The organism is Acetobacterium tundrae, assembly GCF_008086615.1.
In the GTDB taxonomy this organism is placed as follows: domain Bacteria; phylum Bacillota; class Clostridia; order Eubacteriales; family Eubacteriaceae; genus Acetobacterium; species Acetobacterium tundrae.
In genome coordinates this window covers 146,936-173,465 of the sequence record NZ_RXYB01000005.1, presented here as the reverse complement: position 1 = coordinate 173,465, position 26,530 = coordinate 146,936, and the positions used below count along the sequence as shown (strand labels likewise).

Sequence of the window (26,530 nt, the reverse complement as noted above, 5' to 3'; positions counted from 1 at the left end):
GACTCCCGATTCCCGACAAAATCGTGTCTTGTGACAATAGTAAATCGTAGTTTGCTGCATGATCGGACAGGCTATCGCCTGTTCGCCATGATGCAAAGGGTCTGACCCCTTGGTCACAACTGATGTTACCATTATCGCAAGACACTTACTTTATAATTTATCGTTATATTTGAGCCGGTGTTTACACTGGCTCTTTTTCATTATCGATATTAAGAAAATGATTGTATTTCGATTACAAATAATATATAATGCAAATAGAACATCTGTTCTATTTGATTGAAAGAGGTGAAAAATGGAAAACAATGAAATAATTTCTTTGGTACGCGGTGCCCGGAAAAAGGAACCGAAGTGCCAGTTGGCTTTGATTGAAGGTTTTCGGCCTTTAGTTCTCTCGTTGATTCGTCGTTATGTTTATGAACAGGATGCCCTTGATGATTATTTAAGTGAAGGAGCGATTGTGATACTCAACTCGGTTGATACCTACGATGAAGCTCTGGGGGTGCCTTTTTCCGGTTATCTAAAAAAGGAATTGTTTTATTATTTTGTTGATGTCGCCAAGTCTCACAAAAACTCAACTTCTTTGGATGCCCCCTGTAAAAATGAGACATCATCTTTATTGGATACTTTAATGGATAAGAATGCGGATATTGAAGGGGACTACCTTCATCATGAAGATTTATCGGCGCTGCTGCTTTATCTGCCTCAGCTTAGGGAAAGGCAGCGTTGGATTATCGAGGAACATTATTTTAAAAATCGGAGTATCAAAGATATTGCCCAGAGCATCGGGGTGAGCTCCAACAGCCTGGTAAAACTCCATCGGCGCGCAATTCAGGATCTGCGCACCTACTTTGGGATGGATCTGGTGAACTAACGTTTCGGGCGATGCGGTATAGCGTCCAAAAATGTAGATCGCCCGGGGACGTCGGTGCCTATCATCGACGTTTCGGGCGATCATGGATTGCCCCTACGAGATAATGCATTACGGGGGATGAATCCAATCGGTTTATGCGTTATGGGATTTTTGCCTTATTACTATTTTAAATCTTCGGCAATTTGGCTCAGTTTTTTGAGCCGATGATAAACGCCGGATTTGCCGACGGGAGGGTCTAATCGTTCTCCTAGTTCTTTGATGCTGGCATCCGGATAGTTTAATCGCAATTCGGCGATATCATAGAGGTTTTGGGGCAGATTTCTCAACCCAATCTTCTCTTTGATGACTAAAATGGCGGCCACCTGATCGTAGGCGGCGATGACGGTTTTATTCAGGTTGGCGGTTTCACAGTTAACCTGGCGATTCACATCATTCCGCATTTCTTTGATGATCCGGATATTCTCCATTTCCAGCAGCCCGCGGTGAGCGCCGATCACATTGAGAAAATCGGCAACGCTGCCCCCTTCTTTTAGGTACAGCACCCAGTGCGCTTTTCGGTGAATAAGATTGGATTTAATTCCAAAATCATTCAATATTTCTTTAATGCTTTCCAACAAGGCGCACTGCTCGATATTTCCGGTTAGACTGCGGTCGTTCGTTTTACTTTGAATCGCGGTTTTCTTTCCCACCAGTTCAAGATGATAAGTTTTTTCCGGGTTGGACACGGAACCGCATCCTAAAAAAGCCCCGCGGATATATGCTTTTGTCTGCGTGGCCTGTTTTTTGAACTTTTCCGGTATCTGATTGGCAAAAAAAGCCTGACCCAGATTGTTGAAGCTCAAAATTTCACAGTCGCCAAGTATTCTTTTCGCCATCTTCGGATCTTCAATGAGGACATTGTAAGCACGATGTTCTTTAAATTTTTTTGTTTTCTCGATCTTGATTTTCGGTTTTGTTTGAAACAACCCTTTGATGAGCTGGTACGTGCGGGCGGCAACCGAGGGGTTTTCGGTTTTTATGCTGATGCTCATGTCACCCGCCGCATCCACGATAATGGTTGCGACGGCTCCGATGATCCCCGACAATTCAGCTTGCCGGGAGGCTTTGGAACCGAATGGGAGCTTGGAAATATCTTTTTTTAAAATCGCTGAAAATGTCACTGGTTCACCATTTCTTTCGTAAAAACTGTTTCCAATCGTCTGTGGACATTTGTTTGAATCATCGACTTTTCGGGCGATCATGGATCGCCCCTACGGAATTCTTGAGACAACGTCTGGCATAATACCGTAGGGGCGATTCCCAATCGCCCGAAAAGCATCGTGCCTAACGTTATCTTATATAGGTTTCAAAAATTCGTTTTGCCAGTAAATCGGCATCATGACGGACATAGCCATTTTCCATCGTCACATAGTCATCGAGAATATATTCATAGCCATTTATGGGGTTTCCCATTTGGACAACATTGGCATCGTATTTATTGTATTTTTCTTCGATACTTCTGGGCAGTGTGCCTTTATTGGCCACCACATAATCGAAAAGATGTCCTTCATTCTGATCCATGTGGGCTTCGATGGCCCGGATATGGTCTTCCTGGGTGTAACCGCTGGTTTCCCCCGGCTGGGTCATGATGTTGCCGATATAAAAACGCTTGGCCCGGCTGTCAAAAATCGTTCGCGCCACATCTTTAATCAGCAGGTTGGGAATGATGCTGGTGTAAAGACTTCCGGGTCCGATGATGATCAAATCCGCATTGCGGATGGCTTCAATGGTTTCCGGCAGGGGGCGCGTTTCCTGATTCTTTAAAAAAAGCTGCACAACGCCGCTATTTTGCTCCAACACGGCCGCTGGAATAGCGGACTCCCCTTCAATGATCTCACCGTTTTCCAGCGATGCCATCAAAACCATTTCCGATAGGGTGACCGGCAGTACTTCGCCTTTTATTTGAAGCACATCTGATGTTCGTCGCACGGCATCGTAAAAATCGTTGCTGATACCATTCATCGCCGCCAGGAACAGGTTGCCAAAGCTCTGCCCCTCCATGCTTCCGCCTTCAAAGCGGTAGTTAAACAGTTCCTGCATGACATTTTCATCATCGGCCAGGGCTAGAATACAGCTGCGGATATCGCCGGGGGGCAGAATCCCCAGATTTTCCCTGAGCATGCCTGAACCGCCGCCATCATCCCCAACAGTAACGATGGCCGTCAGCTTGTCGGTATATTTTTTCAATCCCCTGAGGATCACGGATAAGCCGGTCCCGCCGCCAATGGCGACAACTCTCGGATTTCTCACTTTTACTATATCTTTCAGGGTAAACTCTCTGATATATTCTTTCATATCCATTGAATCACTTCCTTTATATTATTCATTATAAATTTTCCTGTTTATTTCTTTTGATGTCCCGATGGTTGAGACTGGTTTCGTAACCTTTTTCTTTAAGGGCGGCATCCAACAGATACGCATAAGTTACCGATCGATGCTGGCCGCCGGTGCAGCCAATAGCAATTTCGACAGTATTTTTCGAAACTTTTGTAAATTGGGGAATGACAAACTCCAGCAAATCTAATAATTTGTCATAAAATATTTTTGCTTCCGGAAAAGACATGACATAGTCTCTGACATCCTGATCTTCGCCTGATAACTCTCTCAGCTCTAGTTTATAAAAGGGATTGGGCAGGAAGCGGACATCAAAAACATAATCTGCCCCCATAGGGCTGGCATACTTATATCCAAAGGAATAAATATTGACTCTTGGCATGGTGTTTTCTTCGCCCTTTTTTATGAGTGCGCGGAGTTTCCCTTTGAGTTCACCAACTTTTATATCGGAGGTGTCAATCACTTCGTCGGCAATTTCCCGCAACGATTCCAACGTTTTTCTTTCCTTTTGAATGGCTTCCAGCAAATTGCCGGAACGGCCCGCTAACGGATGATTTCGTCGGGTTTCCTGATACCGGGATACCAGCACCTCGTTTCGGGCATCCAAAAAGAAAAGCTCCGCTTCGTTTTTCAGCTCTTTGTAAGCGGAAAGGGGCGAGTCTTCTCGCGATGAAAACACATCGCCCCGAATGTCGGTTACCAGAGCAATATTTTCAATACCGGTGGCGGATTGCTGGCAGAGGTTGATAAAAGTCACGATGAGCTGGGGAGGCAGGTTGTCGATACAGAAGAATCCAAGATCCTCGAGTATTTCAATCGCCTGGGACTTTCCTGCTCCAGACATACCTGTAATGATAATTATTTTCATGACTTTCTCCTCTTTTCTAATCTTATATCGATGATAACCGTTCGTTTCTGGTCAAGACAATTGTTAATCTGCGTTTTTTGTGAAACCCGTCTGGAGACAATGGTAAATCGTTGCCTGCTGCATGATCGGACAACTGATGTTACGATTGTCTCCAGACTTACTTCTACAGCGACTTGCTAAGCTTCAATGTTGATGATCCGGTCTAGGGGAATGTTGGCTTTTTCCAGCATTTCCGGGATGGCTCGCATATCGCCTAAGGCATGGATAGTGTGGGCGTCGCTGTTGACAGCAAAATCGACCTCATATTTCATGGCAATTTTAATTTCTTCGGCGCTTAAATGATCATGCCGGGGATTGATCTCTAAAATGACGCCATTCGCCGCTGCGGCTTTCGCCACGGCATCGATATCGATGGGCATTTTGTCCCCAGGATGGGTGATCAGTTTAATTTCCCGACGCTCGATCATTTTTATATAGGATCGGGTATTCATCTCGATCACATATTTTCTTAGAAACGGCAGCACCCGGGCGGCGTAATTGGGAATCGAAAAGCGAAATATATCTTTGATCGTGGCCGGAATGTAACCGTAATGATATCCGGCTAAAATCCAGTCGCAGTAAATTCGCTCTTCTTCGCCAATATCAATATCCCCGTTGGCACCAATGATGTTGGATTCCACGGACAGGTAGATTTCAATATCGTCGTATTTTTTATTAAGCGCGTCGATTTCAGCCCGCATTTTGGCAAAGTTCTTTTTTCGCACCCCAAAAAACGGATGACTTCGGCCATGGTCGGAAATGGTGATGGCTTTTAAACCAATCTTCCGACCCTGCTTCACCATTTCTGCAATGGTGTTTTTTCCGTGGCTCCAGGTTGTATGGGTATGCATATCGTGTGTTATTTTCATGTTTTTCCTTATTCTGTTATTGCTTAATATGTCATTATTATAAACATCTTTTTTTCGGTTCATTTGCCTTTATTTGCATATGCTTTTTGGGGGTTCGTGTGGCCTATATTTGCATACGCCTTTTTAGGGGGTTCATGCGGCCTATATTTGCATACGCCTTTTTAGGGGGTTCATGCGGCCTATATTTGCATACGCCTTTTTAGGGCTTGTAGGGGCGATCCATGATCGCCCGTTGACGTTTGTATTCTATTCTAACGTTTGCGGGCCGGCAAGGCCAGCCCCTACAGTTGATACACTATAATTAGGGTTCGCCGATGACGATGACTTCGGTTTTTAAATCAACCCCGAATTTCTGATGCACCCCTGTCTGAATAAGGGTGATGAGCGCCAGTATGTCATCGGCGGTGGCATCGCCCTTATTGATGACAAAACCGCTGTGTTTTTCCGACACCTGGGCCCCACCAAACGATCGGCCTCTGAAGCCGGCATCCTGAACCAGTTTCCCGGCAAAATAGCCTTCGGGCCGTCGGAAGGTACTGCCGGCACTGGGGTATTCCAGGGGCTGTTTGGTTTGTCTTCTGGTATTGAGATCCAGCATTTTATCTTTGATCGCCTGGTAATCGCCTTTTTTTAATTGCAGACTGACACTCACTAAAACCCATGGATGTTTTTGGAGCACCGAACTGCGATAGCCAAACTCGCATGCTTCGCCAGGCAGGGTTTTAAAAACGCCGTCTTCGGTCAGGACTTCAATGCTCTGAACGATGTTTTTCATCTCGCCGTCGTAGGCACCAGCATTCATCGTGACGGCTCCTCCCAGGCTTCCCGGAATCCCGGATGCAAACTCCAACCCGGTCATTTTTTCTTCCAGGGCGAACTCCGCTAAATCTTTGAGGCTGATTCCCGCTTCGGCACGAATGATTTCGCCTTCTGCACTCACCTTGTTAAGTGCTTTAGTCTTGATGATGATCCCCCGAAAGCCTCCGTCTCGGACAATCAGATTACTGCCATTTCCCATAATGTAAAACGGCTTACCGCATTCTCGGCAAATGGCCAGGACTTTTTGCAGTTCTTCTTTTGTTTGAGGTATCAAGAGCAGGTCCGCCGGTCCGCCTACTTTAAAAGAGGTGTGATTTTTCATGGGTTCATTTTGTTTTATATATTCTGATGCCATCACGGCTTTGAGTTTATTCAAAATTATTTTCATATTTCTATTTTTATCCTTACTTCGTCTTAATTAATACTGTTTTATCATAACATTATTTATTAAGATTCGCCATAAAAAAAGGCCCATAAATGGGCTTTTTAAGAATCTTTTATCTAATTTTCCGCATCTTTTTACTCCGCCACGGCACAGACAGTGGCAACCACTACTTTTTTTGCGCCGGCTTCCAGCAGTGTTGCGGCGGCTTCGGATAAAGTGGCACCGGTGGTGAGCACATCATCCACGAGTAAAATTGTTTTTCCCTGAATTTCTTCAATATTTTCAGCACTGAATGCTCCGGTTAGATTCACAAGCCGCTGTTCTCGTCCCTGACCCATCTGGTGGGGGGTGTCCCGGATTCGTCTTAAATATTGCGGACCGAGGACCGGAGACAGCGGCAGCAATCCTGTCCGAATGCCCTGGGTTATTTTTTCGCTCTGATTGTAGCCTCTTTCCTCCAGGCGATTAGGGTGCAGCGGAACCGGGATGATGATGTCTATTTCTTTTCCCCATTCACACTGGGCGATGGCTTTTCCCATCCGGATGCCAACCCAGATTCCGAGATTTGGCCGGTCTTTGAATTTTATGGCATGGACCAGGGTTTTTCCTGAATCTTCATAACGCAGGAAGGCATACCCTCCACCAAAAGGGAGGTTTTGTTTTGAACAAATTGAACATAATTTTCGGTTGGATCTAAATATCGGCCGTCCGCACCGCTGGCAGGTGGGATTGTTTATTTTCGGAAGTTCCTCATCGCATTGGCGGCAGAGAAAATTGTCCGTCACAAAAAGAACCTTGCCACAGATGGGGCAGGTTCCGTTTTTTAGAAATAGGTTGTTTTCCAGAAAAGTTATCAGCCATTCTTTGATTCCCATGGTCACCTCCTGAAAATTAAATATTTTGTATATTTGTCCGTAGCGACGATCTCCGTTAACCTGTAGGGGCGATCCATGATCGCCAGCAAGCGTTCGCTTCAATTCCTAACGGTTCGGGCGATTGGGAATCGCCCCTACGAGATGATGTTCAATTTGATTGGATATTATGTATTTTGTATATTTGTCCGTAGCGGCGATCCCCGCTAACCTGTAGGGGCGATCCATGATCGCCAGCAAGCGTTCGCTTCAATTCCTAACGGTTCGGGCGATTGGGAATCGCCCCTACGAGATGATGTTCAATTTGATTGGATATTATGTATTTTGTATATTTGTCGGTAGCGGCGATCTCCGTTAACCTGTAGGGGCGATCCATGATCGCCAGCAAGCGTTCGCTTCAATTTCTAACGGTTCGGGCGATTGAGAATCGCCCCTACAAAATGATGTTCAATTTGATTGGATATTATGTATTTTGCATATTTGTCGGTAACGGCGATCCCCGTTAACCTGTAGGGGCGATCCATGATCGCCAGCAAGCGGCTGTTTGTGAGTTATTCTGTTCCCACAAGGTAATATCGATCATTCTGCCATTTCAATGGATTCATCTGAATATAACGGACTATCTCGTAATAATCGTTTTCATTTCTAATTACATGATCATAGAATGATTTCTGCCAGACCGGAAAGCCCACTTTTCTTGTCACCAATCCTTTTGTCTGTTGAATAATCTTTGAAATGGATGTCTCGGCATTTTTATTGATACTTATCAATAAGTGTATATGGTTTGGCATAATGACATAGTTTTCAATATTAACCCCACTATAAGATTTTTCAATATTGCCAATAGACATCAATACTACGTCTCCTATTTCCGATAATACAAATGAATTGTCTTCTTCTTTTAAAATACAATTTTTATCGCATAACACTTGTTTTCGATCCTTTGTGCAGATCGTGATGAAATAGTAACCATTTTGTGTGTAGTTGTATTTTTCCAGCCTAATCCGTTTTCTTTTTTGAAGTTCCATTATCTCTCATCTCTCTCATTTCTTGACGAATTATATTCCATCATAAGCGTTGGGAGTTATTGGGATGGGATTGGTGATTGACGTTGCGGGCGATTGAGAATCGCCCCTACGGGGTGGTGAAAATATACGATGCATTATCCTGTAGGGGCGGATAGTATCCGCCCGTTGACGTTAATGTTTCACATGCGTTGATTGGGCGATCACTAATCGCGCGTCCAAGATGATGCTTGGCGTGGATGTGAATGTTTTAGGATCGGTTTGGCATTGACGTTGCGGGCGATTGAGAATCGCCCCTACGGGGTGGTGAAAATATGCTATGCATAATACCGTAGGGGCGGATAGTATCCGCCTGCAACGTGGCCGGTATTACAGCATCGGGTTGTTGAGGTAGTTGACAATGCGTTCCCGGAGGGCGGTCTGGCGGTCCTGGGATTCGGCTGATTTGATCATTTGTCGGAAAACATACTGGTTACCCATGAGAATAAGCATTTTTTTCGCCCGGGTGACGGCGGTGTAGAGCAGTTTGCGATTGAGAAACAAGGGTGGTCCGCCGACAATGGGCATGACGACAACCGGGAATTCACTGCCCTGGCTTTTGTGAACGGTCATAGCGTAGGCATGAGTAATCTCGTCCATTTGATCAAAATCATAAACGATCCGCTTCCCGTCGTTGAATAGGATCGTGAAGGATTTATTCCGATCGCTGATTTCTTCCAGGGTTCCGATATCGCCGTTGTAAATGCCTTCGCCCTGTTCAAAACCAATGGTATCTTCCCATTTCAAACGATAATTATTTTTAATCTGCATGACCTTATCCCCTTCCCGATAAATAACCGTCCCAAATTCGCGCTGGGCACAGTTATCTCGGGCCGGGTTCAGTACAGCCTGAAGTTCTTTGTTGAGATTGATCACCCCGACCTTACCGTTTTTCATGGGCGAGATGACTTGAATATCCTGAATACTGTCAAACCCTTTGGCGATGGGGAGGTTTTCGGTGACAATTTTCAATATATCGCGCAGCAGTTTATCGCCATCATTTTTATTTAAAAATAAGAAGTCACTATCATTGTTGATATCCGGCATGTTTCCCTGGTTAATCTCAAAGGCATTGACGGATATCATACTTTCTTCGGACTGGCGATAAATTCGTTCCAGACTTAACACTTTGATGGCGCCGCTTTCGATGATATCTTTCAGCACATTGCCCGGTCCAACGGACGGCAGCTGATCGGCATCGCCGACCATGATTAACCGGGTTCCCGGTTGAATGGCCATCAGCAAACTGTTCATCAGGACGATATCAATCATTGAGGATTCATCCACGATAATCGCATCCGCTTCGAGGGGATCGCTTTCGTCTTTGCTGAAACTTGGGAAGTCGTCATTTTCACTGTATTCATATTCCAGCAGGCGGTGAATGGTTTTTGCCTCATGACCGGTGGTTTCCGTGATGCGTTTGGCGGCGCGGCCGGTTGGCGCGGATAAAACGGTTTTCAGACCCAGATCTTTGAAGATGCGGACGATTCCGTTAATTATCGTGGTCTTACCGGTACCCGGTCCGCCGGTTATTACGATGACGCCATGTTCTACCGCCGCGGCAATCGCCTCGCGCTGTTTATTGTCCAGTATGATTGACATGTCTTTTTCATACTCTGCTATTTTTTTATCGATGTTAACATCGGGGATCTTATACTTGCTCTGGCTGATTCTTGCCATAATCAGCGCCACGTTATCTTCAGCTTCATAGAGGTTTCGTGGATAATAAACACGCTGGTCATTGACTTCTTCCTGAATGATTCTACCAAGCAGAACAAGTTCACCCAGTTGATTCACAACCTCGTCTTCATCCACTCCTAATATCTTGCAGCTGATTTTGATCAGTTCGTTTTCGGTCATAAAGGTATTCCCGCGGTTATAGCATTCACCTAGTGAATAATTGATCCCGGCCAGGATCCGCCCCGGACTGCTTCGTTCAAATCCCAACTGGCTGGCAATCTGGTCGGCAATTTTAAAGCCAATTCCGCGGATGTCCTCGATCATCTGATAGGGATTATTCAGCAGCACCGAAATGGTATCGGATTTATAGGTCTTATACAGCTTCATGGCCCAGGATGCCGATATTCCGTAATCCTGGATTTGGATCATGATCTGCCTGACTTCCCGTTGCTCATAATAGCCTTCTTTGATGCCTTCCAGGGTTTTCTTCCCGATCCCTTTTATTTCTGAGAGACGCTCCGGATGGTTGTCCAGAATGTCCAGGGTTTCTTCGCCGAAGCGTTCGACAATGGCTTTGGCGGTCTTTTCGCCAATGCCCGGCAGGATCCCCGATGCCAGATACCGGGTGATCCCTTCTGCGGAAGTGGGTATTTCCATGGCATAGGTTTCCATGGTAAATTGATCCCCATAATTTTTATGTTCGGTCCAGTAGCCGGTTAGTTTTAGATACTCGCCGTGATTTAATTCGTCGAAGTTCCCGACCACAGTAACCAGATCTCCGTCAATGTCAAAATGGGCCACGGTGTAGCCGTTACTGCTGTTTCTAAAGACGATGTGCTCCACCGTTCCCTTAATGGTTTCCATTGTTCGCTCCTGTTAGTTGATAATTAATATTTTAATTATATCATAAATACCGTCATTATGCTTATTTTTGGTAGTAATCAATTTTGCTTTGTAGGGGCGATTCCTAATCGCCCGCAACGTCAATGTTAAATCGAACGACAGTGCCAAGCCAAACGCCAACGGGCGATCACGGATCGCCCCTACAAGATAATGCATTAGAATTCAAGATACTAGTCATATATAAGATAATTCGGGGCATCATTCAGTTTAAAGTTTTTGATGCGCGCCTGTGGTTGGCGGGCGATCACGGATCGCCCCTACAAGATAATGCATTAAAATTCAAGATACAAGTCATATATAAGATAATGCGGGGCATCATTCAGTTTAAAGTTTTTAATGCGCGCCTGAGGTTGGCGGGCGATCAAGGATCGCCCCTACGGGGATAATGCATTAGAATTCACGATACTAGTCATATATGGGATCGTTTTTGGGATCATTTTTGCGACGCAAAAAAGGCCCATTATTGGGCCTTTTTTGTTTAAGCGATTAAACAGTTTATATTATAACTGTTCTTAGTACAATTTTGGCTTTTGTGAATAGGTGGTATGAAGAATATGATGCGCTTTGTGACTGTTTGGTTCTTCTAAATATTCTTCGTATAGACGAATAACGGATGGATTCTGATGTGATTTACGAATCGTTTTGTTAGCATCTTCGGTGTACAGAGCTTTTGCTCTTTCGACCCGAATATCAATATCCATTTTGTCTTTTGCAGCAACGATTGGCTGACCGCCACCGTTTACGCAACCGCCTGGACATGCCATTAATTCGATGAAATGAACATCTTTTAATTCGCCGGCTTTTAATTGATCCATGACTATTTTTAAATTGCTTCCGCCATGTGCCATCATTACATTAACAGTCAAGTCTGGTGTTACTTGAACACTTGCTTTTTTAATGCCTTCTACGCCACGTACTGCGACATAATCGATTTCCTGGATGTCTTTTTTGTTCAGGACATCGGCAACAGTTCTAACTGCCGCTTCCATAACACCACCGGTAGCCCCGAAGATAACAGCGGCACCTGTGGAATCACCATAGTAACTGTCAAAATCTTCATCAGGAAGTCTGTTGAACATAATTCGAGATGATTTAATCATACGTGCTAATTCTCGTGTGGTAATGGAAATATCAACATCTTGATTTCCATCAACATTTAATTCTTCACGTTGAACTTCATATTTTTTAGCGGTACAAGGCATTACGGAAACAACAACCATGTCTTTAGGATCAATCTTGTTTGCTTCGGCATAATGACTCTTTAATAATGCACCGGTCATGTTCTGTGGTGATTTACAGCTTGACAGATTTGGAATTGCTTCTGGATAGTAGGTTTCAATGTATTTAATCCAACCTGGTGAGCAGGATGTGATCATTGGCAGAACACCGCCATTAGTCAAACGACCAATGAGTTCTGTTCCTTCTTCCATGATGGTAACATCAGCGCCGAAATCGGTATCGAATACTTTATCAAAGCCCAGTCTTCTTAACGCTGCTGCCATTTTACCGGTAACAGGTGTTCCCATTGGATATCCAAATTCTTCGCCTAAAGCGGCACGAACAGCTGGTGCTGTTTCAACAATAACCGTTTTAGTTGGATCATTGATGGCATCCCAAACATCCTGGATGTTTGATTTTTCTTTTAATGCGCCAACTGGGCAATTGATGATACATTGACCACAATTGATACAGCCAACTTCTGCTAAAGATCTTCCGAATACTGGTTGAACTTGAGAAGTAAATCCACGACCAACGGCGCCAAGTACGCCAACAGCCTGAACTTTTGTACACACTGCAGCACAACGCTTGCAAAGAATACATTTTGTTTCATCTCTGATGATCGATGTTGATAAATCATCAATTGTATGACCTGATTTTTCTCCCTGGAAAGGAATATCATGGACATCAAGTTCATTAGCCAATGCTTGAAGTTCGCAGTTTTCACTACGTACACAAGTCGTACATTCTCTGTTATGATCCGACAGAATTAATGACAGGTTAACTTTTCTTGCTTTTTGCACTTTTGGTGAGTTCGTTAAAACTTCAATCCCATTGGCAACTGGATAAACACATGCTGCCTGCAATGCTTTTGCTCCGGCAATTTCAACCAGACACATACGACACGCACCAATTTCATTTATGCCTTTTAAATAGCAAAGTGTTGGGATGTCAATGTCTTTCAATCGAGCTGCTTCTAATATGGTTGTTCCTTCTGGAACAGTTATTTCCTGACCGTTTATTTTAAAAGTAATATCATTCATTTCCTCAATAACCCCCTCATCAAGCCTTTGATATTGAGCCAAATGGACAGGCTTCAATACAAGTACCACATTTTATACATTTTTCGGTATCAATAACATGTGGTTTCTTCTTTTCGCCAGAAATAGCATCCACTGGACACTTCTTAGCACAGATGCCACACCCTTTACATGTTTCTTCTTCAATTTTGAAATCAAGAAGAGCTTTACAAACGCCGGCAGGACATTTTTTATCTCTGATATGAGCTTCATATTCATCTCTAAAGAAGTGAATGGTTGAAAGAACAGGGTTTGGAGCAGTTTGTCCCAATCCACAAAGAGCTGAAGATTTGATTCCTTCTGCTAATTCCTGTAATTTCTCAATATCGCCTTCTTTACCCTTACCACCGCAGATATCTTCAAGAATTTCAAGCATTCTCTTGGTACCGATACGACAAGGTGGGCATTTTCCGCAGGATTCATCCTGTGTAAATTCAAGGAAGAAATGGGCGATATCAACCATACAGTTGTCTTCATCCATGACAATCAATCCACCGGAACCCATCATAGAGCCGGCTGCGATGAGGTTATCATAGTCAATTTTTGTATCCAGTAATGATGCTGGTAAACAGCCGCCTGATGGACCACCAGTTTGTGCTGCTTTAAATTCTTTACCGTTTGGAATACCGCCACCGATTTCATAAATGATCTCGCGAAGTGTTGTTCCCATTGGAATTTCCAATAAACCGGTATTGTTGATTTTTCCGCCTAATGCGAATACTTTTGTTCCTTTTGATTTTTCAGTTCCAACTGAAGCAAACCATGCTGCCCCGTTTAAAATAATCTTTGGAATATTTGCATAGGTTTCAACGTTATTAAGAACAGTTGGTCTTTCAAATAAACCTTTGTTTGCTGGGAATGGCGGACGAGGACGAGGTTCGCCACGTTTACCTTCGACAGAATTCATTAACGCTGTTTCTTCACCGCATACAAAAGCACCGGCGCCTAAACGAATTTCTAAATCAAAGCAGAAATCTGTTCCGAAAACATTGTCTCCAAGAATACCGTATTCTTTTGCTTCATCGATTGCAATTTGCAGACGATGAACAGCAATTGGATATTCAGCCCGAACATATACGTAACCTTTTTGTGCTCCTACTGCATAACCGGCAATCGACATCGCTTCAACGATTGCATGGGGATCGCCCTCTAAAACAGAACGGTCCATGAATGCGCCGGGATCTCCTTCATCAGCATTACAGGCAACATATTTAACACCATCTGGTGATACGGCATTATGTGCAAATTGCCATTTAAGACCGGTTGGGAATCCTCCGCCCCCACGACCACGAAGTCCTGAAGCTTTTACTTCATCAATAACTTCCTGTGCTGTCATGGATGTCAATACTTTTTCAAGGGCTAAATAACCATCGAAGCCAATGTATTCATCAATGTCTTCTGGGTTAATAACACCGCAGTTTGCCAAAGCGATACGTCTTTGTTTTTTGAAGAATCCTAATTCGCTGATCGATAATGGATGATGTCCATCGCCTTTTTCAGTGTAAACAAGTCGGTCCAGGACACGACCTTTGACAAGATGTTCTTCAACCATTTCGGGAATATCTTCTATTGTAACACGACTGTAGAATGTACCTTCTGGGTAAACTATTACAACCGGTCCCAATTCACACAGACCAAAACAGCCTGTTTGAATGACTTCGATTTCATCGAGTATATCATGCTTTACGCATTCTTTTTTTAATTCTTGTACCAATGTAACGGAACCAGAGGAAGTACATCCTGTGCCACCACAAATTAGTATCTGCGAACGTTTATATGCCATCTGCTCTTCTCCTCCTCAATTAAGCCTTAACCGTTGTATCAATGACTTTGCCATCAACAACAGTCATGGTATATTCAGTTACAACATTACCTTTTACCAAATGCTCTTCAATGACTTTTGTAACCTTTTCCGGTGTCATATGAACATAGGTTACTTTTTCATCATTTGAATCATAAACTTCAACGATTGGTTCAAGTTTACACATTCCGATACATCCAGTTTGTGCAACGGTTACATCAACCAGGTTTTTAGCTTGTACTTCTTCCATCAGCTTAACCATAACAGGACGTGCTCCGGCAGCAATTCCGCAGGTTGCCATTCCAACAACGACGCGATAGCCGTTTTTGCCATGTCTTAAGTTTATTTCGTTTAATTTTTTTTCTCGAATCGCTTTTAATTCAGCTAGGGACTTTGCCATATTATTCTTCCTCCATAATTTCTTCAAGACCATCTCGTATAAACTCTCTTATCCACTGAAGGATATCCGGTTCATTTAACGATGTAACTTCTAAGGTCTCTTTAATTTCACGTGTATTAAAAACAAATGAACGGTTATTGTAGTTGTGTTCATAAATGAGGTCCGTCTCTTCGAAGGACATTACCATCGTAACCACCGTATCCGGCATGTTTCCAAGCGGAACACGATCAATATGATCTCTCATAAAACTAGCAACCACCTTTGTCCCAACCCCAAGCTCTGAGCTTATCTCAAAATAACCGCCGCACGTTTCCGCTGCCGCTTTAAATAGAGATAAACCGAGTCCAACTTTTCTGGTGGTTCTGGTTGTAACAAAAGGATCGGTGACGTATTGAAGTTTTTCAGCCGAAATACCACATCCATCATCTTCAATGGTAATGGTAAATTCATTTTTTGCTATCGATTCAAAAATCGTCAGATTGACAAGTTTGGCATTCGCTCTGATGGAATTTTGTGTAACATCTAAAATGTGAAGAGATAACTCTTTCATTTTTATTAATTAAATTTCTCTAAAACAGCAGGAACTTCATTAATAGTCATACGACCGAATACTTCTTCATTAACCATCATTACTGGGGCTAAACCGCAAGCGCCTACACAACGTGTAGCATCAACCGAGTATTTTCCATCTTCAGTTGTTTCGCCAACAATTGTGCCAAGAATATTATTGACTTTGTCCATAACTCCTTGTGATCCACGTACATAACAGGCCGTTCCTAAGCAGACACTAATTTTATATTTACCTTTTGGTTTAAGGGTAAACTGAGAATAAAATGTTGCCACACCATAAACTTCTGTCAAGGGAATATCCAATTCATCTGCAATGGTACTTTGTAGTTCAATTGGCAAATAGCCGTACTTGGTTTGTGTGTCCTGCAGAATCTGCATTAAACAACCCGGTACTTCTTTGTGTTCGGCTACGATTGCCTTTACTACATCCAAATTTTCAACTGGTATTAATTCAGCCAATTTTCAAACCTCCTAATTAAATCATGCAAACCTTTACGCTTTGATTGCATATATTCTAACGAAGTCATTATAACACATAATAATCCGTTAGCGTTATATTTATAGCGGATAACATTTTGCCCAATATTTTAAAAATAAACGTTAATTAATGGTCTTTTTTGGATAAATATTCTACCTCTTTTACCGTTTTTGCAGAAAAAGTGTAATTATTCTTCATAAAAAAACAGATTCACTTAATTTGAACCTGTTTTTTATCATATTCTCTTTTTCTTTATCAGATGTTCATTTTATCCAAGATAACGAATTAATGTCTGCCGCTGCATATCTTCCAGCTCTAAAAAATAAATCCGCTCCGCCATGTCTTCCAGCTGATGAGCATCGGAACCATGAATGAACTGATAAGTTCTGAAGAACTGATAATTTTTCAGAACATTTTCGACGGTTTCATTTTTTGAAATCTCACAGGTTTTTATATCTAATTCTGGCGGAATGAATCCCAGCGATGCAATAATACTATAAGATTTTCGATCAATATGGGCTGGCACAAGCACCCCGCCAATACTTGTAACCATATCCCAGAGTTTGTCAATCCCAATATCGGTGGCTGAAATAAGTAGCTTATCCACTTCACCAATGATAACATCATTTTCATTCATGATATATTGAGGGCCAAACAGCGCTTTTCTATTCATTACTTCGGGGAGATGTTGGTATAGAATTTCATCCAGTTCCATGGCGCCTTCCAAGGTCGGAAAATATGCCAAAATATGGGCTTCTTCCTTGGTGGTAACCTCAATTCCGGGAAGCATACAGATTCCTTCGCCAGCTTCTTTGGCGACCGCTAAAATCGCCGGCAAATTCTTGCCGGAATTATGATCCGTTACCGCAATGAAGTCGATTTCTTTTAAAAGTGCCATGTTTACAATATTGTTCGGTGTCATTTCCGCTTCTCCACAGGGGGATAAGGCGGAATGAATATGTAGATCGATGGCTACCTTATCCATTTTAAACGCCGGCGTTTCCTAAAATTTTGCAGACTTCGTAGGCGTTTAAACCCGTTGTGATCACGGGAATATCTTCTATGATCGCTCTTTCCAGGGTGCTCTCTTCAACCTCTGCGCCTTCTGGTATGATCACACAGGCCATTTCCAGCAGCGTTGCCACGGCAATGATATTGACATGCGTTTGAATGGTTACCCACGCGCATTCATTGCCGGCGTTTGCCATGACCCAACTTAATAGATCTCCAACATAGCCGCTTTTGATTTCCCCCTCAACCCCAATCTGAGGATTGAGACATTTAAACTCGCTGTTTTTTAATAAATCGCTAACCTTCATTTATAACTCCTTTATTATATTTATATAATTTATATATCAATATACTTTATGTATATTAGAAGCCACGTTGACGGGCGATCATGGATCGCCCCTACGGTGATACATTTGCGACTGCAATACTGACAATTGTTACATCGTGTTGGTTGCATCAGAACGGACATCTATATCCGTATATCGAGCGATCATGGATCGCCCTTACGGTGATACGTTTATAATCTACCGGACATACATCTTTATATCTGGCGATTAATAATCGCCCTAACACTAACAATTGTCGGTACGGTTTGTGTATCTTTTATTCACTGGTTTTTCCGGTTGGATGTTCGACCTGCAAAAGTTCATTGGTTAATTGGGAAAGTTCGAGAATTCGGTCTTTTAAAACAAAGATGCAATCAATTTCTTTTGCTTTTCCGGTGACAATGTCTTCTGCCAATGCCCGGCACCCCGGAGCACCGCAGGAGCCGCAATCCAAACCCGGCAGCTTACTTTCCAGCATTTCAATTTGTTTCATTTTTTCGATGGCTTTATTGATATCGGCATCTAAAGGCTCCGGATTTCTCGGTAGGATTCTTTCTTTAATATGCATCATCCCAGTGTTGTAAATATTTTTCACATACTCTTCCGACAAATGGATAATCGATTCCTGTTTTATTTGTTTTGCCCGTTCCTGAATGTACATCTTGGCGACATAATTATTTTCTACGGTTAAGCATCCTCCGACGCAGCCGCCAATGCAGGCCAGGCCTTCAAAGAACTCAATGCCATCGAGTTTTCCGCATTCGATTTCTTCCAGCACACTGATGACATTTTGAATACCGTCCACATGCAGCACATTTTTGTTTTTCAAATATTCGCTTTCGCCACCTGAAACAGCCCAGCTAAAAGCATCCGGTGTTGAATTATGGATACTTTCCTGAAGGTTACAATCATTTAAAAGCCCCGAGACATCGCTGAAAATATCTTTGATGGCAATGGCCCCGTCAATGTGGTCATATTGATCATATTCCGAAATTAAGGGATTATTCACCATCGTCGCCTTGGCCGCACAGGGAGTGATAAAGAAAATGCCGATCTCTTTATTCTGATAATTGGTTTGTTCTCGCAAACGCTTCCTGACCAATCGGGCTGTCAAGGCCATCGGTGATTTTAAGCGACAGATATTATCCGTCAGTTCCGGGAAGCGAACCTGAATCAGCTTAACGACGGCCGGGCATGCGGATGAAATAAGCGGTTTTGGATAACGTTTGGCATGATATTCGTATTTAAGCGCCCTTCCAACGATTTCGGCGCCATAAGCAACTTCTACCACTTCATCAAAACCCAGGGCCTTAATGGCCGATAAAATCCGGTCAATCGAATAGCTTGTTTTAAACTGCCCCAGAATCGCCGGCGCTGGTATCGCCACTTTATATTTATAGTCGTTTATTTTTGACAATGGATCTGTTTTTGCCAGCTTGGCCTGATGGGGGCAAATACGGATGCATTCTCCGCAATCGATGCATTTGGACTCGTTGATCCTTGCTTTTCCACCCCGAACCCGAATCGCACCGGTCGGGCAGTTTTTCAGGCAAGTCGTACAGCCTAAACATTTTGCCTCATCAAGATATACGGAATGAAGTAATTTATCCATTTTCTCTCCTTATTCTGATGTTTTTACAGAAAGAATTTCATTAAAATTTTTGTGCCATTGCCAACTTTTGATTCGATTTCAAAATGATCGGCATTTCTGTCCATATTGGGAAGGCCCATCCCGGCGCCAAATCCCATTCTTTGCGCTTCAACTCCGGCCGTGGACCAGCCCTCTGTCATGGCCAGATGAAGATCCGGGATCCCCGGGCCGCTATCCTGAATGGTCAAAATGATTTCTTTTTCTTCAACCTGCAATAAAATCGTTCCCCCCCAAGAATGAATGGCTAAGTTCATTTCTCCTTCATATCCGGCAATGGAGACCTTGCGAATGATTTTACTGGAAATTCCTAATTGCTGCAAGGTTTTTTTTATTTTTCTCGAGGCCCCTCCAGCTGTTTCAAAATCTCCTCGTTCAACCTCAAAAACGAGTTCATAGCTCATCGAAGATGTGCCCCCTTTAATCCATTTGCATATAACATGCCACAGGCCTCAAAGAGGATGTACTTTGTTGACATCACCAATAAGTTCATTTCCTGTGCCATTTTTATCACGTCTTCACTGGGCATCTTGTTTCTGACAAAAACAATACTGTTCATATTTGCCATGTCAACCGTATTCAGAACTTGTTTATTGATAAGCCCTGTGAGTAAAATAGCATCTTCCCGGGCAAAACATAATACATCACTCATGAGATCACAGCCAAAACCTGTGAGGACCTCGTCATCCAGATGGCTCTCTCCTGACAATACAACCGCTTCGAGAAGTTCTTGTACGCGACTTAATTTCATAAAACATTACTCCTTCATTCGAACTCTTTTTTAATTGTACCGGATTTTTCTCTGTTATTGGAATAAATTTAGGGTAATTTTTTTCACGATTAAAACCATTCAAAACTTACAGTCGAATTTTGTGATAGGTTGCCCCCAAAGCTTTTAAGCGATTTTCTTCGTCATCGTCACAGGTAAAAAGAATAACCTGACGTTTTTTGCTAAGCCCTGCTAATAATTTGAGGGCCTGAGTTTTGCGAAGTTTATCGTATCTGACAAAGGGTTCATCTAGAATAAAGGGCATTTCATGATTAATGACGTCGCCCATTCCATAACGAAAAGCAAAATGAACCTGATCCATGGTACCGGCGCTTAATTGTTCGGCATTTTTGAAATCGCCGTCGCTGGGATTCACCACCCTGACCTTCATGGCTTCATCGATTTTCACCCCTTTATAACGCTGGGTAATATCTTCTAAAATGCCGCCGATGTGATCATTAAGCTCTGGTGCTGATTCCAGATGACATCCTTTTTGGATTTTCCCCAGAATTTCAAGCACCGCATTGCAGGCCTTAATTTCAATATCACAGATATCAATTTGAGCATCCAACGATTTAATGGTTTCTCTGATTTCCACCGGTAAACCAACGCCATCCGTTAAGGCGCTGTTTTCGCCCTCTAAACGGGCTATTTCTTTTCCCAGGCTAAGCAGTTCATCGGATTTTGGCGAAGCCTTTTTCCAAACCACATTTCCGCCGGCTGTTTTCCCGCCGTTGACTGTTTCGAGCAGATTTTTTAATAATCGCAGATTCCCATTAAACTGAATTTTCATTTCTTCCAGGCGCTGAGCTTTTTCACAGCCGTCGGCATAATCTTCAACGGTGTCGACATCGTACAGGGCTAACTTGTTGTCCAGTTCTTTCATAATACTGCGGCGCTGTTCAAAAAGAACTTCATACCCGGCCTGATGTCGGGATAACTGAACGGTTATCAGTTCGCCTTCGTTTTTCATTTGTTCGAGTTCATTTTGTGTTCGGGCGGCCTTTTTATAAAAGGTTTCAAAGCTTTCCAGATCTTCGACGCCATACTTTTTCAGTATTTCGTGTTGACCCGGTTTCAATATTCGCGCCTGTTTTATTTTCCGCTTTTTGATGGTCTCGGCGACGCCAAACACGGAGCCAATCACACCCCCGACAATCAGTAGCAATCCAAAGATCAGCAAACTATTTTCCAAACTCTGTTTTATCGGCAAAAGACCCAAAAACGATATTTCCGTCAGTCCAATTCCTAAAAGTGTCAGGATAACTGAAACAACGCTGATAACAATATTGGATTTGTTTTTAACCTCTTCCGCAGAATGTTTTTGTTTTTTAAAGGCATCATAGTCCTCATTGATTCGCTCCCAGGTATGTCCCCCCATGGTTAGGCGTTTTGCTTCTTCTTTTTTGCGGATATTTTTAAGGTTTTCACGTGAATCACTGACCTGTTTTTCGATGTAATCCATTTGATCGCTGAATCGCTCACTCTGTCCGCGAATCGCTTTCAAACCTTCTAAGTTTTTATAATTAAAATCTTTGTACCCTTCGCCCACTTCGATTTTTTCTGCCAGCAGACTATTTTCTTTTTCGATCTCGGTAATTTTCTCGTAGGACTCCAGGAGTTCTTTTTTACGGTTGACGACGGATTCCTGGGTAAGATAATCATTTTCCGCTTCAATGCGTTTCATTTGTTTCTGATAGAGGGTTATTTTTTCCTGATTTTCCGCTACCTTCGCATAGGCTTCTTCCGCCTCTTTGAGGACCTGCAAAAGCTCGTCACGTTCACGTATTGCGGCGCCAACTCGGGACTTGCTCTGGCCTGACCGGCCAATATTTTTCTTTTTTTCTTCCAGCCATTGGGCAATTCCTTTGAAATTCATCTCAATGCCGCTGGTGTTTTGCATTTCTAAATAAGAATCTCTCATTTCATCCTGCGCGCCAGATTCGGTATCAGAAGAAAGTTGCCGCATGTTAATGGTGTTGTTGTAGATCCCCGATGTCATTCCCAGCTTGCCCAGAGGCAAATGCTGACGAATCACCCCATCGTATTTAAATTCATCGCTAATGTCTTCACCGGTGATGTTGTCAAATATCTTCAAACTGTCTTTTCCTCTTAAAAAATTCCGTTCCAAACGGATTTCACGGTCATCCACCTCATAGATTAATGAGCCGCTGTAGTCAAACTGTTTCCATGGCAGGTATTTTTCATATTCCGTACTGTAGGTTTTCTTTTTTCGATAGGGCTTGAAAAAGCCAAAAAACATGCCCTGGACAAAGGTCTGCACCGTTGTTTTGCCAGCTTCGTTGTTTCCGTAAATCAAATTGAGTCCCGGTTTGAAGTCAATGGTTTTATTTTTGAATTTTCCAAAAGCCTTCAGGTTCAAGGTTTTTATTTTCATTTTAAAACCCCCTCACTCATCATGGCTTCAATGCTGTAAATGATCGCTTTCTTTTTCACTTGGGTATCTTCAATATTTCCTAACGCTTCTAGAAATTGGCCAATCGGATTGTCGCGGTTCTCCTGAATCAGTTTTTCAAGATCAATATCCGGTTCCAATAGCGAGGCATCCGTTTCGATATAATAAAAAGACTCTTCCAAATCATCGTTTATCCAATCCAGTTGTATCTCAGGATTGATATACCCCAGAAACCGCAGGCGATAATAATTCTGGAGACGATTTTCAATGGTATCGCAGCTGGTCGCTTTTTCAATGATATCATTGTATGAATCTTCTGCTGTAATTTGTATTTCAAAAGTCTCGTACCGCCGCGATGGGATGGCATAAAAGCCGCTGGACGTCGTGTACTCATTGTTGTCATAGTCCGCCTCAACCTTGGCTATTAAATATCCCCGCTCGCCGGTTTCTCCAAAGTTAAGGGGTACCGGTGATCCGCAATAGGCTGCCCCTCCCGGGGTCATGCCCGGCTTATGAATGTGTCCCAACGCAATATAATCAAATCCTTTATTTTCGATATAATGCAAATCAATGGGAAGATAATGGGTTTGACTCGCCACTTCTCCGTGTACCATTAAAATATTGTAGCGGGCATCGTCTAATTTTAATGAGTTAAAGGATCTTTCCGGGAAGGCCCGGTACTCATTTTTTACCCATGACATTCCATAAATTTCGGTATTCAATTCTTTTATATAAATGGATCTAAACACATCTTCTCTAAAAATATACACATTGTTTGACCAATCCACTTTTTTGTACGGTGAATTGTCGCCGTGATAGTCATGATTTCCGGTAATGAGAACCACCCAAGTTTTTTCCAAACCAGCAAAAGCTTCTGCTACCCTTTTTATGTCCATGGTCAGGACATTGACGCTGTCAAACAAATCCCCGGCTATGAGAACCAGTTGTATTTCTTCTTTCCCGGCATAGGCAATCATATCGTCAAAGGCTTTCCAAAGCTCTTTTCTCTTGTTTTTGCCAAAGTAGTTACCTTGCTGCTGAAAGGTAAAGGGGCGACCTAAGTGGAAATCACCTGAATGAATAAATCTTGTAATCATCCTCTTTGCCTCCTCATCTATAAATTTTAACGCTTGTCTATCAAGTTATATATTATATCATTATTTTACCTAGGTTACATTTAATTTTTTTATATTTGAATAAACCTGTTTTTACGGGGTAACTAAAACAACCGCAACAGGCTCTCTGAGCATTCAGAGAGCCTGTTGAAACGATTATATAATTTTGATATCTTAACCTGATTTGACTTTTTTAGTTAATATTTTAGAAAGCAGCTTTGTATATGGCAATCACATCTTCTTTGGTCGGACATTTTGGATTGCCTGGGGTACAGGCATCAACTAGTGCCATATCTGCCAGTACGGCAAAATCTTCTTCTTTTACGCCGATTTCTTTTAATCCGGAAGGAATTCCGACGTCTTTTGAAAGTTTTTTTATCGCATCAATAGCGGCAATATTAATTTCTTTCGGTTCAAGACGGCTAATATCAACACCCATTGCAACGGCCACATCTTTTAAACGGCTCCCAACGGCATCTGCGTTATAAGCGACAACATAAGGAAGCAGGATGGCATTGCAGACCCCATGAGGAAGATCATAGAAGCCCCCCAGCTGATGCGCCATGGAGTGGACGATTCCCAATCCGCCGTTTGAGAAGCCCATGCCGGTAACGAACTGACCATAAGCCATCGCGTCACGAGCGTCCAAATCATCGCCATCGGCAACGGCTGTTCGCAAGCTTTTTGAGATCACTTTAATGGCTTCTATATTAAACATATCTGTAAATGGTGTTGCTCCGGCGGTGGTGTAACCTTCGATTGCATGAGTCAGGGCATCCATACCGGTAGCCGCGGTTAGTGATTTCGGCATTTTCATCATCAATACCGGATCATTAACGGCTACGGTCGCAATGCTGTTCGGATCAACGATAACCATTTTCAGTTTACGTTTTTCATCGGTTATGACATAGTTGATGGTGGCTTCACTGGCTGTTCCGGCAGTGGTATTAATGGCCACGATTGGCAGTGATTTGTTGGCCGTTTTGCCAACCCCATTATAATCGCAGATATCACCGGGATTTGTTCCCAGAATAGCGACACCTTTGGCGGTATCCTGAGGCGAACCGCCCCCGATACTAATAAGAAAATCACATTCGTTATCCAGCAATGCCTGATAGCCGGCATTGACATTGGCAACGGTCGGATTTGGTTTAACATCTGAGAATATGGCATAAGGTATTTTTGCACTTTTCAATACATCCAGCACATCCTGTACCACACCCGTTTCAATCAAAACTTTATCTGTGACAACTAGAGCTTTTTTCACATTCATTTTTTGAATCTCAGGCACAATAAGTTCAATTGCACCTGGTCCCATAATTACGATTGGTGGAAAATAATAGGTTTTTGCCATAAGAGCACCTCCAAATTTTATTCGTTTACATGATTATATGCCAAAGGAGGCTTTCGAGAAATGGAATATTTTATTGGTTTGAGATACAATATTGAGACGGTTGAATACCTTCTTATAATTTCTCATCGACTATGAATAATAAACGGTTGCTTTCACCATTCTTTTCTTCTCTTTAAGAATTGTGTTATACTATCAAATAGAATTGTCTTCTTTGGATAATTGAGAATTCAAATAAAGCATATTCACTTACAAACCATACCGATCAATTGTTAATCAGTTGTATGCACACAATTCGGACAGGCTATCACCTGTTCGCCTTGAGGCATACAACACGATATGACAATTGTCGGTATGGTTTGGCAATAACCTAATTGTAATTAAAAACGAGGTAATTTATGAAAAATATTAGTATTATCGGCTCAACCGGTTCGATCGGAACCCAGGCCCTGGAAGTTGTTTCAGCCAACAGCGACACTTTGAATGTGGTGGGCTTATCGACCAATACCAGCATCGATCTCCTGGAACAGCAGATCGAAAAATTTGCTCCTCGGATTGTGTGCGTCATGAACAATGACGCTGCTCTTATTCTGGAGCAACGGTTGAAAGCGAAAGGCCGTTCGGTTGAGGTGGTTACCGGTGTTGACGGACTGATCGCCGTTTCAACTGCGTCGGAAATTGAGATGCTGCTGACGGCGGTCTCCGGAATGATCGGCCTGCAGCCCACTTTGGCGGCGATCAATCAGGGCGTCGATATCGCCCTGGCAAATAAGGAAACCCTGGTTGCCGGGGGGAAACTAATCATGGATGCCGCTGCCAAAATGGGGGTTTCAATCCTGCCGGTAGACAGTGAACATTGTGCGATTTTTCAGTGTCTGATGGGGAATAAACATGAGGAAATAAAACGAATCATCATTACCGCTTCCGGTGGTCCCTTTCGGGGCAAAACGGCCGAACAGCTTCAATTGGTTACCCTTGACCAGGCGCTTAAACATCCCAACTGGTCGATGGGACAAAAGATCACCATCGATTCGGCTACTTTAATGAACAAAGGTTTGGAAGTGATTGAAGCCAAATGGCTTTTTGATTTACCCCGAGACCAAATTGATGTGGTGGTTCATCCTCAGAGCATCATCCACTCCATGGTCGAATTCATTGATCACTCCACGATGGCGCAATTGGGATTGCCGGATATGGCGCTCCCGATTCAGATTGCTTTTTTCTATCCCGATCGGATTGCCAATGATCGCCAGGCTCTTGATTTTCATCTGGTTCGGGAGCTTACTTTCGAGGAACCGGATCTGCACTCCTTTCCCTGCCTGCAGCTGGCCTACGATGCTCTGGATATTGGGGGATCTATGACCTGTGTGCTGAATGCCGCCAATGAAGTAGCGGTGGCGAAATTCTTGCATCAGGAAATTTGTTTTTCGGATATTCCTCGGATTAACGCCGCGGTCATGGAAAAGCACACGGCGATTGCCAACCCAACTTTGGATGATGTCCTTTCTTCGGATGCCTGGGCCAGGCGCATCGCCATGGAGATAACAATCAGCCGTTCTTGATTCAGCAACCAGCTTCACGCCTACAATGCCTAAATTTACATTT

The 26,530-nt window shown here is 43.1% G+C and carries 23 protein-coding genes; 2 read left to right on the top strand and 21 right to left on the bottom strand.

The genetic code is table 11. The features are described from left to right. Nucleotides 1–292: 292 nt before the first annotated feature. Nucleotides 293–871: a sigma-70 family RNA polymerase sigma factor gene (locus tag FZC40_RS06270; RefSeq protein ID WP_148603057.1), complete on the top strand. Its 579-nt coding sequence runs from the start codon at nucleotides 293–295 to the stop codon at nucleotides 869–871. Between the two features lie 161 nt (nucleotides 872–1,032). On the opposite strand, the gene whiA is transcribed toward FZC40_RS06270, so the two are convergent. From whiA to FZC40_RS06165, 21 genes are all read right to left on the bottom strand, one after another. After that, a complete protein-coding gene (whiA, locus tag FZC40_RS06265) occupies nucleotides 1,033–2,112 on the bottom strand; it encodes a DNA-binding protein WhiA (RefSeq protein WP_186843740.1) in 1,080 nt (359 codons plus the stop codon). Between the two features lie 88 nt (nucleotides 2,113–2,200). Beyond that, nucleotides 2,201–3,211, bottom strand: a complete 1,011-nt coding sequence (locus FZC40_RS06260) for a gluconeogenesis factor YvcK family protein (protein WP_148603056.1) — start codon at nucleotides 3,209–3,211, stop codon at nucleotides 2,201–2,203. 25 nt (nucleotides 3,212–3,236) lie between these two features. Beyond that, complete coding sequence (rapZ, locus tag FZC40_RS06255; RefSeq protein ID WP_148603055.1) at nucleotides 3,237–4,112, bottom strand: RNase adapter RapZ; 876 nt, start codon at nucleotides 4,110–4,112, stop codon at nucleotides 3,237–3,239. A gap of 176 nt (nucleotides 4,113–4,288) precedes the next feature. Next, nucleotides 4,289–5,020: a PHP domain-containing protein gene (locus FZC40_RS06250; protein WP_148603054.1), complete on the bottom strand. Its 732-nt coding sequence runs from the start codon at nucleotides 5,018–5,020 to the stop codon at nucleotides 4,289–4,291. 301 nt (nucleotides 5,021–5,321) lie between these two features. After that, nucleotides 5,322–6,227 (bottom strand): UDP-N-acetylmuramate dehydrogenase, encoded by a 906-nt coding sequence (murB, locus tag FZC40_RS06245; protein ID WP_148603053.1) that lies wholly within the window; start codon nucleotides 6,225–6,227, stop codon nucleotides 5,322–5,324. A 131-nt stretch (nucleotides 6,228–6,358) separates the two neighbouring features. After that, nucleotides 6,359–7,099, bottom strand: a complete 741-nt coding sequence (locus FZC40_RS06240; protein ID WP_148603052.1) for a ComF family protein — start codon at nucleotides 7,097–7,099, stop codon at nucleotides 6,359–6,361. 548 nt (nucleotides 7,100–7,647) lie between these two features. Continuing rightward, on the bottom strand, nucleotides 7,648–8,124 hold the full coding sequence (locus FZC40_RS06235) for a transposase (protein ID WP_148603051.1): 477 nt from the start codon (nucleotides 8,122–8,124) through the stop codon (nucleotides 7,648–7,650). A gap of 366 nt (nucleotides 8,125–8,490) precedes the next feature. Next, on the bottom strand, nucleotides 8,491–10,704 hold the full coding sequence (recD2, locus tag FZC40_RS06230; protein ID WP_148603050.1) for an SF1B family DNA helicase RecD2: 2,214 nt from the start codon (nucleotides 10,702–10,704) through the stop codon (nucleotides 8,491–8,493). Nucleotides 10,705–11,255: 551 nt separating this feature from the next. Next, the gene (locus FZC40_RS06225) at nucleotides 11,256–13,004 is read right to left on the bottom strand and encodes an NADH-dependent [FeFe] hydrogenase, group A6 (RefSeq protein WP_148603049.1); all 1,749 of its coding nucleotides are present in this window, start codon (nucleotides 13,002–13,004) and stop codon (nucleotides 11,256–11,258) included. 19 nt (nucleotides 13,005–13,023) lie between these two features. After that, the gene (locus FZC40_RS06220; protein ID WP_148603048.1) at nucleotides 13,024–14,823 is read right to left on the bottom strand and encodes an NADH-ubiquinone oxidoreductase-F iron-sulfur binding region domain-containing protein; all 1,800 of its coding nucleotides are present in this window, start codon (nucleotides 14,821–14,823) and stop codon (nucleotides 13,024–13,026) included. A 19-nt stretch (nucleotides 14,824–14,842) separates the two neighbouring features. Beyond that, nucleotides 14,843–15,241: a (2Fe-2S) ferredoxin domain-containing protein gene (locus FZC40_RS06215; RefSeq protein WP_148603047.1), complete on the bottom strand. Its 399-nt coding sequence runs from the start codon at nucleotides 15,239–15,241 to the stop codon at nucleotides 14,843–14,845. Nucleotide 15,242: 1 nt separating this feature from the next. Continuing rightward, the gene (locus FZC40_RS06210) at nucleotides 15,243–15,791 is read right to left on the bottom strand and encodes an ATP-binding protein (protein WP_148603046.1); all 549 of its coding nucleotides are present in this window, start codon (nucleotides 15,789–15,791) and stop codon (nucleotides 15,243–15,245) included. 5 nt (nucleotides 15,792–15,796) lie between these two features. Further along, nucleotides 15,797–16,270, bottom strand: a complete 474-nt coding sequence (locus FZC40_RS06205; protein ID WP_148566339.1) for an NADH-quinone oxidoreductase subunit NuoE family protein — start codon at nucleotides 16,268–16,270, stop codon at nucleotides 15,797–15,799. A 287-nt stretch (nucleotides 16,271–16,557) separates the two neighbouring features. Next, on the bottom strand, nucleotides 16,558–17,274 hold the full coding sequence (locus FZC40_RS06200) for a PHP domain-containing protein (RefSeq protein ID WP_148603045.1): 717 nt from the start codon (nucleotides 17,272–17,274) through the stop codon (nucleotides 16,558–16,560). A 1-nt stretch (nucleotide 17,275) separates the two neighbouring features. Further along, nucleotides 17,276–17,608: an AraC family transcriptional regulator gene (locus FZC40_RS06195; protein ID WP_148566341.1), complete on the bottom strand. Its 333-nt coding sequence runs from the start codon at nucleotides 17,606–17,608 to the stop codon at nucleotides 17,276–17,278. Nucleotides 17,609–17,903: 295 nt separating this feature from the next. Next, complete coding sequence (locus FZC40_RS06190) at nucleotides 17,904–19,238, bottom strand: [Fe-Fe] hydrogenase large subunit C-terminal domain-containing protein (protein ID WP_148603044.1); 1,335 nt, start codon at nucleotides 19,236–19,238, stop codon at nucleotides 17,904–17,906. A 23-nt stretch (nucleotides 19,239–19,261) separates the two neighbouring features. Beyond that, the gene (locus FZC40_RS06185; RefSeq protein ID WP_148603043.1) at nucleotides 19,262–19,678 is read right to left on the bottom strand and encodes an ATP-binding protein; all 417 of its coding nucleotides are present in this window, start codon (nucleotides 19,676–19,678) and stop codon (nucleotides 19,262–19,264) included. Beyond that, nucleotides 19,675–20,025 (bottom strand): hypothetical protein, encoded by a 351-nt coding sequence (locus FZC40_RS06180; protein WP_148603042.1) that lies wholly within the window; start codon nucleotides 20,023–20,025, stop codon nucleotides 19,675–19,677. Before FZC40_RS06180 ends, FZC40_RS06185 begins: the two co-directional genes overlap by 4 nt. A gap of 106 nt (nucleotides 20,026–20,131) precedes the next feature. Then, on the bottom strand, nucleotides 20,132–22,441 hold the full coding sequence (locus FZC40_RS06175; protein WP_148603041.1) for an ATP-binding protein: 2,310 nt from the start codon (nucleotides 22,439–22,441) through the stop codon (nucleotides 20,132–20,134). Continuing rightward, the gene (locus FZC40_RS06170; protein ID WP_148603040.1) at nucleotides 22,438–23,556 is read right to left on the bottom strand and encodes a metallophosphoesterase family protein; all 1,119 of its coding nucleotides are present in this window, start codon (nucleotides 23,554–23,556) and stop codon (nucleotides 22,438–22,440) included. Before FZC40_RS06170 ends, FZC40_RS06175 begins: the two co-directional genes overlap by 4 nt. Nucleotides 23,557–23,779: 223 nt before the next feature. Continuing rightward, complete coding sequence (locus tag FZC40_RS06165; protein WP_148603039.1) at nucleotides 23,780–24,928, bottom strand: iron-containing alcohol dehydrogenase; 1,149 nt, start codon at nucleotides 24,926–24,928, stop codon at nucleotides 23,780–23,782. A gap of 395 nt (nucleotides 24,929–25,323) precedes the next feature. On the opposite strand from FZC40_RS06165, the gene FZC40_RS06160 reads away from it, so the two are divergent. Further along, nucleotides 25,324–26,487 (top strand): 1-deoxy-D-xylulose-5-phosphate reductoisomerase, encoded by a 1,164-nt coding sequence (locus FZC40_RS06160; protein WP_148603038.1) that lies wholly within the window; start codon nucleotides 25,324–25,326, stop codon nucleotides 26,485–26,487. Nucleotides 26,488–26,530: the final 43 nt, after the last annotated feature.

Coding starts and splice junctions, on each gene's coding strand:
- FZC40_RS06270 (WP_148603057.1), top strand. CDS start 293: ATGGAAAACAATGAAATAATTTCTTTGGTACGCGGTGCCCGGAAAAAG.
- whiA (WP_186843740.1), bottom strand. CDS start 2,112: ATGATCGCCCGAAAAGTCGATGATTCAAACAAATGTCCACAGACGATT.
- FZC40_RS06260 (WP_148603056.1), bottom strand. CDS start 3,211: ATGGATATGAAAGAATATATCAGAGAGTTTACCCTGAAAGATATAGTA.
- rapZ (WP_148603055.1), bottom strand. CDS start 4,112: ATGAAAATAATTATCATTACAGGTATGTCTGGAGCAGGAAAGTCCCAG.
- FZC40_RS06250 (WP_148603054.1), bottom strand. CDS start 5,020: ATGAAAATAACACACGATATGCATACCCATACAACCTGGAGCCACGGA.
- murB (WP_148603053.1), bottom strand. CDS start 6,227: ATGAAAATAATTTTGAATAAACTCAAAGCCGTGATGGCATCAGAATAT.
- FZC40_RS06240 (WP_148603052.1), bottom strand. CDS start 7,099: ATGGGAATCAAAGAATGGCTGATAACTTTTCTGGAAAACAACCTATTT.
- FZC40_RS06235 (WP_148603051.1), bottom strand. CDS start 8,124: ATGGAACTTCAAAAAAGAAAACGGATTAGGCTGGAAAAATACAACTAC.
- recD2 (WP_148603050.1), bottom strand. CDS start 10,704: ATGGAAACCATTAAGGGAACGGTGGAGCACATCGTCTTTAGAAACAGC.
- FZC40_RS06225 (WP_148603049.1), bottom strand. CDS start 13,004: ATGAATGATATTACTTTTAAAATAAACGGTCAGGAAATAACTGTTCCA.
- FZC40_RS06220 (WP_148603048.1), bottom strand. CDS start 14,823: ATGGCATATAAACGTTCGCAGATACTAATTTGTGGTGGCACAGGATGT.
- FZC40_RS06215 (WP_148603047.1), bottom strand. CDS start 15,241: ATGGCAAAGTCCCTAGCTGAATTAAAAGCGATTCGAGAAAAAAAATTA.
- FZC40_RS06210 (WP_148603046.1), bottom strand. CDS start 15,791: ATGAAAGAGTTATCTCTTCACATTTTAGATGTTACACAAAATTCCATC.
- FZC40_RS06200 (WP_148603045.1), bottom strand. CDS start 17,274: ATGGATAAGGTAGCCATCGATCTACATATTCATTCCGCCTTATCCCCC.
- FZC40_RS06195 (WP_148566341.1), bottom strand. CDS start 17,608: ATGAAGGTTAGCGATTTATTAAAAAACAGCGAGTTTAAATGTCTCAAT.
- FZC40_RS06190 (WP_148603044.1), bottom strand. CDS start 19,238: ATGGATAAATTACTTCATTCCGTATATCTTGATGAGGCAAAATGTTTA.
- FZC40_RS06185 (WP_148603043.1), bottom strand. CDS start 19,678: ATGAGCTATGAACTCGTTTTTGAGGTTGAACGAGGAGATTTTGAAACA.
- FZC40_RS06180 (WP_148603042.1), bottom strand. CDS start 20,025: ATGAAATTAAGTCGCGTACAAGAACTTCTCGAAGCGGTTGTATTGTCA.
- FZC40_RS06175 (WP_148603041.1), bottom strand. CDS start 22,441: ATGAAAATAAAAACCTTGAACCTGAAGGCTTTTGGAAAATTCAAAAAT.
- FZC40_RS06170 (WP_148603040.1), bottom strand. CDS start 23,556: ATGATTACAAGATTTATTCATTCAGGTGATTTCCACTTAGGTCGCCCC.
- FZC40_RS06165 (WP_148603039.1), bottom strand. CDS start 24,928: ATGGCAAAAACCTATTATTTTCCACCAATCGTAATTATGGGACCAGGT.
- FZC40_RS06160 (WP_148603038.1), top strand. CDS start 25,324: ATGAAAAATATTAGTATTATCGGCTCAACCGGTTCGATCGGAACCCAG.